The organism is Vibrio ordalii ATCC 33509, from assembly GCA_000257205.1.
Taxonomy (GTDB): domain Bacteria; phylum Pseudomonadota; class Gammaproteobacteria; order Enterobacterales; family Vibrionaceae; genus Vibrio; species Vibrio ordalii.
Genome location: AEZC01000020.1, coordinates 1 through 11,092, shown reverse-complemented (window position 1 = coordinate 11,092; position 11,092 = coordinate 1). Strand labels below are relative to the sequence as shown.

The 11,092-nt window shown below is 45.9% G+C and carries 10 protein-coding genes and 2 pseudogenes; 5 read left to right on the top strand and 7 right to left on the bottom strand.

Annotated elements, in window-relative coordinates:
* The 6 genes from VOR_RS16550 to VOR_RS0101570 form a co-directional block, all read right to left on the bottom strand.
* Window positions 1-1,317 (bottom strand): L,D-transpeptidase family protein (locus VOR_RS16550; RefSeq protein WP_010317526.1); only part of this gene is annotated, 1,317 nt, incomplete at its 3' end.
* 143 nt (window positions 1,318-1,460) lie between these two features.
* Entirely contained in the window at window positions 1,461-2,561 is a 1,101-nt protein-coding gene (locus tag VOR_RS0101590) for a DUF1513 domain-containing protein (protein ID WP_029626808.1), read from the bottom strand.
* Window positions 2,551-3,588, bottom strand: coding sequence for an imelysin family protein (locus VOR_RS0101585; protein ID WP_010317522.1), 1,038 nt, complete (start codon window positions 3,586-3,588; stop codon window positions 2,551-2,553). Before VOR_RS0101585 ends, VOR_RS0101590 begins: the two co-directional genes overlap by 11 nt.
* A gap of 9 nt (window positions 3,589-3,597) precedes the next feature.
* The gene (locus VOR_RS0101580; protein ID WP_010317520.1) at window positions 3,598-4,980 is read right to left on the bottom strand and encodes a di-heme oxidoreductase family protein; all 1,383 of its coding nucleotides are present in this window, start codon (window positions 4,978-4,980) and stop codon (window positions 3,598-3,600) included.
* 78 nt (window positions 4,981-5,058) lie between these two features.
* Window positions 5,059-6,321 (bottom strand): imelysin family protein, encoded by a 1,263-nt coding sequence (locus tag VOR_RS0101575; protein ID WP_010317518.1) that lies wholly within the window; start codon window positions 6,319-6,321, stop codon window positions 5,059-5,061.
* Window positions 6,322-6,487: 166 nt separating this feature from the next.
* On the bottom strand, window positions 6,488-7,135 hold the full coding sequence (locus tag VOR_RS0101570; protein ID WP_013856740.1) for a GTP cyclohydrolase II: 648 nt from the start codon (window positions 7,133-7,135) through the stop codon (window positions 6,488-6,490).
* Window positions 7,136-7,358: 223 nt separating this feature from the next.
* On the opposite strand from VOR_RS0101570, the pseudogene VOR_RS18145 reads away from it, so the two are divergent.
* A pseudogene (locus VOR_RS18145) lies at window positions 7,359-7,991 on the top strand (ROK family protein); the annotation flags it as partial.
* Here the strand turns inward: VOR_RS18145 and VOR_RS17605 are convergent.
* Window positions 7,978-8,724, bottom strand: a pseudogene (locus VOR_RS17605) (radical SAM protein); the annotation flags it as partial. The pseudogenes VOR_RS18145 and VOR_RS17605 sit on opposite strands and share 14 nt — an antisense overlap.
* A gap of 169 nt (window positions 8,725-8,893) precedes the next feature.
* On the opposite strand from VOR_RS17605, the gene VOR_RS0101555 reads away from it, so the two are divergent.
* The 4 genes from VOR_RS0101555 to VOR_RS0101540 form a co-directional block, all read left to right on the top strand.
* Complete coding sequence (locus tag VOR_RS0101555; RefSeq protein WP_010317510.1) at window positions 8,894-9,604, top strand: energy transducer TonB; 711 nt, start codon at window positions 8,894-8,896, stop codon at window positions 9,602-9,604.
* Window positions 9,604-10,287 carry a MotA/TolQ/ExbB proton channel family protein gene (locus VOR_RS0101550; protein ID WP_010317507.1) on the top strand — a complete coding sequence of 228 codons (684 nt, stop codon included), beginning with the start codon at window positions 9,604-9,606 and terminating at the stop codon, window positions 10,285-10,287. Before VOR_RS0101555 ends, VOR_RS0101550 begins: the two co-directional genes overlap by 1 nt.
* A gap of 33 nt (window positions 10,288-10,320) precedes the next feature.
* Window positions 10,321-10,731, top strand: a complete 411-nt coding sequence (locus VOR_RS0101545; RefSeq protein WP_010317505.1) for an ExbD/TolR family protein — start codon at window positions 10,321-10,323, stop codon at window positions 10,729-10,731.
* Window positions 10,732-10,783: 52 nt separating this feature from the next.
* On the top strand, window positions 10,784-11,092 hold a 309-nt coding region (locus VOR_RS0101540; RefSeq protein WP_010317503.1), incomplete at its 3' end, for an ABC transporter substrate-binding protein.

The window sequence follows — 11,092 nt, the reverse complement described above, 5'->3', positions numbered from 1 at the left end:
AAAGGCTCGCGACGTATTATTGAATAGGTATTTACTCGGCGTATCATGTAGGTAAATCGCTCTACGATTGGGCGTATTAAATTTATACAGACCTAACGCATTATCTTGCCCCGCTTGCTGACGCATTCGGTAGGGAAAAGAGGCTGGATTCACCGCCGACCAGTTGATGTTGCTTGGGTCAATTTGATCGTTCGAACGCCAGCTCGAAACAATATCAATGTTGTGTTGACGCAAATAGTTTTGATCTTTTTTTACCATCGGCAGAATATCTTCTACCATAATTTTGTATGGCACATTCCACGTCGGGTTAAGGATCAAAGAATCCAATTTGGTGCTCATGAGTGGCGTTTTACGTGAAACTCGGCCCACCACCACTTTAGACTGAAAGACTTCTTTACCTAAATACCAGTAACGCATATCAAAACTGGGAACGTTGACTACGATCTGTGTCTCTTTTGATTCTGGCCACAAACGAGTTCGCTCTGCATTTAATGCCAACATGGACAGACGTGCCTGCAAAGACAAATTTAACCACTTTAAGGTCTCGGGGCCAATCATGCCGTCAGCTTTTAAACCGTGCATCGCTTGAAACTCTTTCACAGGTTTGACCAAGCTGTTGTCATACCAAGTTACGTCGTCACGCACTGTGCTAACATCGATATTAACTAATGATAAGCGAGCAATAAGCACATTACGTTGTGAGAGCTTATCGCCGGGTTTTTTTAACCCTTTTTGGCTGTACAACAAGAGCGCTGCATTTTCAGTACTGAGCAGAAAATCATAGGCATGTAGCAGTTGATCATAAGCCGCGTTGTTGGGCGCATAACCATTGAGCAGATCGCCGATACTGTTAACTTCCACCGCAACATGAAGGGCGAACAAGGCTTCTTGGCTTGGTGGAGCAATGGCAGAGTTGAGCTTACTTTCAAAGAACCAAGCCATACCGACTTTGGGAGCTTGCTCAGCATAACTCAAATACAAAAGTAAAGTATCGGTCGCCAGCAGATCGTATTCGTTGAACGCTTGCTGATTCCGGTACGCTTTCATTTGCGCTAACTGGCGTGAAAATAAAGGGCTAAACCCCGCTCGGCGAATCACTTCCAATTGATGTTCAAATTGACGAACAATCTGCTCATCTTGCCAAATGCGCCGATTCTCATTCTCTTGGTAAATTCGTTCGACTAAATGCGGATATTGGATAAAAGATTGCAGCGAGGTATTTTCTTGCGAGACAGCAAAAGGCTGTACCTTCTCGGCAGAGTAAAGAGAAAAGCTACTAAAAATCAATAATAAAGCAAATAGGATGCTTTTACTCATTCCGATCTATCCAACAACGCTGATTCACATTTCAGTATGGCAAAAGAAACGGCTATCTGCTAAACGTTGTTGTCGATATCAACAATAACTTCATAAACTCTCATGCAATGAGAATCGTCATTAGACAAATTGAGATCGCTTACTCAGCTTTTTTGGCGAGAGTAATCAATGGCAGACCAGTGATTGTCCCATTGGACATTACTACGCGTGCGCATTTCAGGTTGAGGATAGGGTGAATTAACGACCAAGCCAGCTCCTGAACTGACTTGGAACTGCTGATCTTGCACTACCACGCCAGAAGCATCCGGCAAAGAGGCCAACTCAACCAGTTGCAGTGTCTCTTTTGACCAAATACCGTAACAGTTACCTCGTGGAGAAGTCGCTAAAATCCATTGGTCGGTCGCCGCAATACTGGCAATGTAATGGTTGAATCTTGCCCATTGTTCAGGCTCTGCCAAGAGCGGAATGAGTTCGCCACCTTGGTGATGTAGCGCTACCAAAGGTGGATACTCTTCCGGCTGACCTCGGTATTGTTGGCCGCACAGCACAGTATCTGCACCATCATGAGCAAGATGGCGGATGCTCAAATGGTGGTCGTTCAATATCCGTTGCTCAAGCACTTCTCCTTGATGAGAAAGGTAGGTCAAGCTTGGCATCATGCTCTCTACGTTGAGTGGCTCGCGGCCGAAGGTATGCACCCCACCCACCCCAATCGCAAGCCTGCCATCTGGCATCACTATGACTTCGTGAGGACCAATGCCAAACCCACTGAACTCAGCCACTTTTTGGTAACTGTGCTGCACATCATACACACCAATAATGCCGCGACTTGTCGCTTTCTCGCCTTCGGTTGCATAAAGCAACGCACCATCATTTGAGTAAACGCCGTGCCCATAAAAATGTCGCGTGGGTTGCGCCAGTTGCAATTTGATGAGTTCTCCATTTTGATAGTTAAACACCATCAAAAACTCACCGGGACGACGGGCAAAAGCGACCGCATGCGTCAAGGTAGGATGGATAGCAACACCGTGTCCCCTTGCAGGCAAAGGTAATTGGTGAATCGCTTGACCTTGGGCGTCGGCTACAACGGCGCGAAACTGCGAGCCTTTATGAATAGCGCAACCAATCAAAGCCGGTTGTGGGTCGTCACGACGAGTAGTGGCGCACCCCAGCGGCAGCAGGGGAGCTGATGCGCTCAATAACGCCGCTTTCAGTAGCGTACGCCTTGTTAGATCAGTCACCATCGGTTGCATTAAATCCTATCACTACACCTAGCTCTACCGCGACTTCATCATGCAGTAAATAATTGAGTTGTTGGAACTTGTTATAGAGCGCAAGCACCTCACGGTAGCCTGCTTTCGTTTGCAATAAATCAAATAAGCTGGCTGTTTGCGGCCACGTTTCCAACATCAAGGATAAATGTGCTTTTACGCGTTCGGCCATGGCGACTTGATCTCTTTCCCGCAACATCTGATCTAAACCATCTTTTGCTAAATAGAGCGCTTGCATCGCTTGCACATTCCTTTGCAGGTTATTCAAAGAGACTTTGGCGCGCCACGATTCTGAAAAATAAGGGCGTGGCTGGCCGACATTGGCTAAGGGGCGACTCAGTTTTTTCATGCTGTAATCAAGCTGATTGGAGAGCAGCGCAATGTATTCGGCTTGCCAAGCGCTCAGATCCAACATCAACCATGGATTCTGTTGCCATTGCTCAGCAATCAAATGAGATTTCGTCGCCAAATTCGCGCTGATCGCTTGTCCAATCATACAGCCAGTTTCTAATTGCTGGTTTTTCAGAAGCGGCGATTGAGGGTCATAGAGTAACCATTCCAATGCGCCAATCCCCTGCACTGTGACACTCTGGTTTGCAATCTGCTCCTCACTCCAGTGCTTGCCACTGCTCGCTAACAGGCTCATTTTTCGCCCGGTAGTGTCTTTTTTATCTGGCCAAAATTGTACGTTCCAACTTTGCTCGAGTGCTTTAGCTGGCCCTCTCTCTTGCCCTTGTAAAAACATCCACGCCCCAATAGTTTGCTGCCACTGTTCTTTCAGCAAGGGCAATGCAACATCGCCCGGCTGACATTGCTGATCAAATAATTGAGCAAGATGGTGCGATTGTTGAGCAAAACGCTGCGCCGCAGCAAATTCAACCTCATAAACACCTTGGCTAACATGATTGGTCTTTTGCGGCTCAAGCGCCGATTTCGGCGTGGGTTGGCAAGCCGAAAGTACGCTGGTAACCGCTATCGAAAATAACAGAGGGAATTTCATGCTCGCACCCTATAAAGAATTAAGAAAAGCGATCAACGCGTTACGTTCGCTGGCATTGAATTGACGTACTTTCTCTTTGGCACCTTGCGCCTCACCGCCGTGCCAAAGTACCGCTTCCATGAGATTACGCGCTCGGCCATCATGTAAAAAATAAGTATGGCCGCTCACCTCTTGCGTATAGCCGATCCCCCACAAAGGCGGGGTACGCCACTCTTGTCCATTAGCTAAAGCTTCTGGACGATTATCGGCTAACCCTTCGCCCATATCATGCAGTAGTAAATCACTGTAAGGATGGATTTCTTGCTCTGACAAGGCTGGGCGATCCGTTCTTTTTACCGTTTTAAGGTCAGTGCGGTGGCAACTCCCACAGCCAACTTGTTTGAACAATGATTGACCCAGCTTCACTTGTGGATCGTCGACATTGCGACGCACTGGAACGGCTAAATGCTGAGAATAGAATTCGACAAAATCAAGAATGTTGTCACTGACCTCAGGGTCGCCGCCGTTAGGTAAGGTTTGACAGAGTGTTTGCTTCTCGGTGCAGTTTTCTTTTGGGAATAAACGGCTGGTCAATCCTAAATCGCCGTTAAACGCCGCGGCATTCTGTTGCATTAAACTAGTCTGCCCGGCTTTCCAACCAAAACGCCCGATGGCAAAATCTTTTTTTTCTACATCCCAAACACGGTTCACTTTGCCAGAGATACCATCGCCATCACTATCTTCAGGGTCTGCCATTGCTAATAAGCTGGTATCCGCAATGCTTTCAAGTAGGCCAAGGCCAATCATTGGCGGGGCGACACGCGCCGAAAGTTGAGTATCAGGATGCATATCGCCATAACCAAGTTCAGTAATTTTTAAATTAGGTTTGCGTAACATCACTTGGTGGCCATCCGTAAAAGCAACCGCAACCTCTTGATAAGTGATATGGATTTGCCCTTCTGCTTTTTGATCGGGCAAAGCGAAATCTTGTAACTGTCCACCATAGACGGGTTCGGGGATCCCCCCTTCTTTGGCATAGATCGCTTTTTGTTCATCCGTCACCGCTGGAATACTCAGGCGAACCAACATCGAAACGGCATGTGTGTCATTTTTTTCTGGCGGATGGCCGCGACCATCTTTGATGTGACAATTTTGGCAACCATTGGTGTTAAAAAGCGGCCCTAAACCATCTCTTGCATCAGTGGATGATGGCGCTGGCACCCAAGGGTTACGAAAGAAACTGTTTCCCACGCTAAAATCGAGCCGTTTACTCATGGGCAAATTGGCCGCAGGAAGCGAGTAAGCATTCGGCCCAGCTTTGGTTGTACTGGTTTTGCCACCCGATTTCACCTCATCGGCATAAACGGGGTGGGCAAACAAGGTTAGGAGCGCGACGGTAAAAAACGATCTCATTGGGCTTTTCTCAACATCTTTATTCAGTGTAAACGTGGAAAAGGGCTCATCTGAGCCCTTGGATCTTTCATCTTATTATTAGAATTCGTGGTCTGCAGTATCTGGATTAAGGTTATCAATCCCAATCACTGAAGCGGTACGTTCTATCGAAGCGGTTTGAGCCACTAAAGCCATAATGGCTCCATTGACTATCGCGTTGCCTTGAGGATTGTTAGCCGCGATCAATTGATCGAAATGCTGATTATCTTTTTCAGCCGACGTGACTAATTTACCGACTTCAGCGCGCGCACTGTCAAACTGCTTTTGAATCTCTTTAGCTGCTTGTGCATCCTTTTTTGCTACTAAATCATTCAGGCTTGGGCCTGTTAGTACCTTTCCGTCTTGACGCTGGTAAGAACCCGTATAAAGGTTGTAAATACCTTGTTCATTATAGTAATGAGAGTTATGGGTATTATCCGAGAAACAATCGTGCTCATCTTCAGTCGAGTTTGCTTCTAGCGCCACTTTCATACGCTCTCCCGCTAATTCGCCCAGTGATAAAGACCCCATACCAAATAACATCTTACGCAAACCATTGTCTGCTGATTCCGCAAGCAATTCGTGACGGTAATTGGCTTTTTCATCCGCAGACCACTGTTTTTCCATCCATGCCAAATCTTGCACGAGCAGTTGAGCAGCCGCTTTTAAGTATTGGGCACGGCGATCACAATGGTTATTGGTGCATTCGCTACCCACGACAAAATCTGTGTAAGCACGAGCACCAGCTCCCGCATTGGTGCCATTTAAATCTTGGCCCCACAGTAGAAACTCAATGGCATGATAACCTGAAGCGACGTTAGCTTCAGAGCCACCAATTTCATTTAAGCTGGCAATCAGCTCTGGTGTGATAGTCGAGACATCAATCGTTGTCGCACCAATTTTCAGCGTTTGGTTGGCAATGATGTTAGCGCTGGCGCCTTCATTGCCCAGTTCATATTGGTAATCAGTAGCGACGTAGTCAATCAGCCCTTCATCAAGAGGCCAAGCATTGAGTTGCCCTTCCCAATCGTCAACAACGGCATTGCCAAAACGGAAGACTTCGGACTGCTGGTAAGGCACTCGCGATGCTAACCACGCTTGTTTCACCTCTTCCAATTTAGCCGCCGAGGGAGTCATCAAGAACTGATCAATTGATTTTTCTAATGATTGAGCGGTCGTCAGCGAATCTGCAAACACGGCATGGGCAATATTGGCATAATGTTCGACCACCTGCTCCTTAGTGACGGTAGCGGCAAATGACGCACTACTTGTGATGGCAAGTGAGGCAGCAATTGACTGAATAAGAAGCGTGTTAACTTTCATGGGAGCATCCTTGTTGAGGCGATTTGAGCTTTATCTTGTGGTAGTGCTAATTATTATCATTTGCACTTTTAGTCGCCGATAATACAAATTATCCATTTTTTTGCAAGGTAAAAACGTCAAAAACCTCACCGAAATGAGGTTTTTGGCTATCATCTATAAGTCTGAATTATAGTTTTAAGTTGTGTTTGCCATGGGAGACTTTGGCCTTGAGGTAATTTTCATTACCCGACTTAATATGTGCTGCGGTATTCACGACCTCTACAATTTCAATACCATGCTCCTTCAGCTCACGACTTTTTTTAGGGTTATTGGTGACTAAACGAATCTTGGTCACATTTAACGCTTTCAACATCTGCGCCGCTTCAGTGAAATCACGCAGGTCGTCACCAAAGCCAAGATGATTATTGGCTTCATAAGTATTCATCCCCGCACTTTGTAAGCGATAGGCATCAATTTTGTTGTACAGACCAATGCCTCGACCTTCTTGACGCAAATAGAGGATGATGCCGCCAACTTCGCCCATTTTATTAATGGTTTCTTCTAATTGTTCACCACAATCACAGCGTGATGAGTGAAAAACATCGCCCGTTAAACACTCTGAATGCATACGGACTAAAGGAGTTTCCTGAGTAACATCTGCGGATTTAAAAATGACCGCAACATGTTCTTTGTCTGTTTTCAGTCCTCTAAAAGAGAGTATTTCGGCGTCAATATTGCTTTTTAGACCGACTTTGAAATCCACTCTGGCTCGTACTTCCGCCATATCTACACTCACTTGAATAATTGCTTGTTGCAATGCTGAATTGATTTGCATTCGAATTGACCCATTGATGACCTAACTATGGGGATAGATACTCCCCTTTTCAATAAAAAGATCACTTGCTGAGAAATGTTATAATATAACAATTCTCAGCAATCAAAAGAAAAAATCTCACCACTTCACGTTATCTTGTTCAGTTCAAAGACAAAACACGTTGATTATTAGACTATATTCCATAGTCAGGACTCACACTCAACATCCAAAATAAGGAAAAATCATGCTGATAGGTTTCGACATTGGCGGCACCAAAATTGAAATTTGCGTACTGGATAAATCAGGAAACACCCTCTTTAAACACCGAACCCCTACCCCACATGAGTACGAGCTTTTTCTAAGCACCTTATGTCAACTGGTTGCAATGGCCGAAAGCGAAACGCAAACTCACTGCCAAATCGGGATTGGACTTCCCGGAGCCATCAGCCCAGCGACAGGGCTTATCAAAAATGCCAATTGCACTTTTTTAAATGGTCGAGATTTAAAAGCCGATCTGTGCGCTCGCCTGCAACGCAATGTTGTTATTGCCAATGATGCCAATTGCTTTGCGCTGTCTGAAGCGGTCGATGGTGCCGCCAAAGATGGTAACGTAGTCTTTGGCGCGATTTTGGGCACAGGTTGCGGTGGCGGTATTGTGATCAACAAACAGGTATTGGTCGGTGCGAACGCCGTATGTGGTGAGTGGGGGCACAATCCGCTGCCAAGTTTTACCAGTGAACGTGATGGGCCTACTCGCCACTGTTATTGCGGACGCGATAACTGTATTGAACTCTTTATCTCCGGTTCTGGCTTAACAAGGAGTGCTCAGTTGATTGGTCAACAAGAGTGGAATGCAGCCGATGATACAAATCGATACCCTGTTCCCCTGTACTGACGAAGTCCTGCAAATCTTGCTCGAAAACATCTAGGGTTTGATAAGGCAAGCCATACAATAAGTCGAGAACAATGGGCGCTTCTTCTCTTTCACTCAAATTCGTGATGCGTTCTAACACCACTTCACGATCATCAAGCCGTTTTGCACTGCGACGAACTTGAGTGTTAAAGCTTTGAATACCAAATGAAAAACGGTTGAATCCACCTTCAAGCGCACTCTCAAACATCTCATCACTGAAACGGTTAATGCGCCCCTCTAAAGTGATTTCACAATCGTTTGATAATGGATATAGACGACGAATGGTTTGGCCTAACTGCTGTATTTGTTGTGCTGAGAGATCGGTCGGTGTGCCACCGCCAATATAAACCGCATGAAATAAACCCGATTGTGTCCAAGCCAATTGGGATTTTTGCTCAAGCTCAAGCATCAACGCTAAGAAGTAATCATCGACTAAGCTTCGACTCGCGGCATTTTGAAAGAAGTTACAAAATGTGCAGCGTACTCGGCAAAAAGGAATATGGATATATAAACAACGTTTATTGGCGCGCTCACTGCACTGCGACGTTAATTGTTGCCATAATCGAGGCTGTTGCTCCGCACCAATCGGGGTCACAACTCCTCCCGCATGAGCGGAATGTTTTTGACCAAAAGCAAAACGAAGTGGGTCGTCTGTTCTGGCCCCCAAAACGCATTCATCATATTTATCTAAATTCATTGCAATATTCATAGAAAGCCTAGGCGTAGTGAGAGGTTATTACGCGCATTGTTTAATTCATAAAATCATAATTTGATGCAAATGATAATGCACAATTGATAATTGATCTTATTTAAATGATAGGTAATAATCCTCTCTCTGAACGCTTTGTTTTTATATGGAGTACAACGTGAATTTCACTAGATATCTTGTCGCTGGCAGTCTATCTCTCGCGATTCACGCGGCGATCTTGTTTGTTGATGACGAATCAAAAGTGTTTGCCATGCCTGCGGGAAATCAATCCACCTCAGTGTCAATTAACTTTGTGGCTCAACCTCAAGCTCAGGTAGTACAAGAGCAAGCAACAAAAACCCCACCTCCAGAAAAGAGAGCCAACAAGCCCAAACCAGCAAAAAAAGAGCCGCAAAAAGTGGTGCAGAAAAAGAGCCAGTCAAAACCGGTAAAAGACAAACCGGCTCCTAAAATACCGACAAAATCAGCACAAGTGCAAACTCCTGTAAAGGAAGCGGTGACATCCTCTGTAGAGAATGAAAATAGTGCAGAATCGACACCGAAAACTGCCGCCACCCCAAGCAGTAGTGGCGCAACTAATCAACCGAAATTAGTCGATGCGCCGTCTTTTGTTACTCGCCCAGCCCCTCCTGTTTATCCAAGGCTTGCACAAAAACGAGGTATTGAAGGGGTCGCTATGTATGAGGTGTGGTTAGACGAAAACGGCCGCCAAATCAAACAGGTGCTGCTCTCTTCGTCGGGCGCGGCGCTGCTGGATGAATCAGCTCTTAATGCCATCAAACAATGGAAATTCTCTCCTCAAGTGGTAGACGGCGAAAAAATAGCCCACAGAGTGCAAATCCCAGTACGTTTTAAATTGGAAGGATAATGGAACTACTTACTCAACTAGAACAACAACTTGGCCTGATGGCCTGGCCTCTTTTTGTCTGCTCAGCACTTGCGACAATGATCATTACTGAACGGCTTTTCCAAGTACTGCTTAGCCTTGGTGTTGGAAAAGGTGCAATCGGTAGTGCGCTCAACCAAATATCACCGACCAATACAGCGCAAATTGAGGCGTTAGCCAGTGAATTTTCCAGCAAGCGCCGATTGCTTTATAAAGGGGTTGCCATGCTGCTTGCTCATCACGATTTCTCTAAAGGATTACGTGAAGATGCGGCGGGCATTTGGTTGCAAGAAAAGCGTCATCAACTGCATTCTGGACTGCGCATTTTATCTTTGATTGGTGTGATCAGCCCGCTGCTAGGCTTACTTGGCACTGTGTTAGGTTTGATTGAAATGTTCAAAGGGGTGGCGCTCTCTTCTGGCAATATTACGCCAAATGACCTTGCGGATGGCCTAGGGATTGCGATGCGAACCACTGCTGCAGGTTTGCTGATCGCGCTTCCCGCAATTACAAGCGCTCAGCTGCTTGGCGTATGGGCTGACAGAGTGATGGCAAAACTTGAGCACACACTCAATTATGTCAACTTATGGCTCGAAGGTGTTTCTTTACCGCATGATTGCACCACCAAACAAGAGCGTGTAGCTAAGTATGAGGACGTCGTATGAGGACGTCTCTGACAATGATGTGGTTAACGTATCATGATTAAAACGCCGCATTCTCCCTCATCCGCATTAATGCCAGATTTAACGCCATTGTTGGATATCATTTTCATTGTCATGGTGTTTTTACTGCTTACAGCCGCGGTTAAATTTGAGTCATTAGACGTTTCACTGCCAACAACCGACTCACCCACCGTGAGTGAAGTGAACAAGCAGTCAATCACAGTGAATCTTCTGGCGCACGAACCTTACTGGGCTATCGATGGCAAACAGTATATCGATTGGAATAACTTCACATTGGCGTTGTTAGAGCAAAGCAAAGCGAGTGATCGCCCCATCGTGATTGGCGCAGACAAAACCGCAGAAGTGCAGCAATTGGTTAAATTGCTGGCGTTCTTGCAAGACAATGGCATCGCTGCCACTCAGTTATTAACCGACCATCCCCAATAGCCTATTCATATGCGCTTTTAAAAAACCGTATGATTTTCATGAGTACAACACGATGACACACAAATCTCTTTCTCATTGGCTTGCTGCCATAACACTCTTCATCTTCTCACCTTGGCTCTACGCGCAAGAACGGATTATCAGTGCGGGCAGCGCGGTAACCGAAATCCTCGTTGCGTTAGGCGCACAAAATAAACTTGTTGCGGTCGATGTCACCAGTGAAATTCCAAACGATCTTGCTCTCCCAAAAATCGGTTATCATCGCCAATTATCCGCAGAAGGATTATTAGCCTTAGCACCAACACAATTGATTGGTTCTAGTGAAATGGGGCCAGAAAGCACATTGCAACAGCTTAAAGGCGCT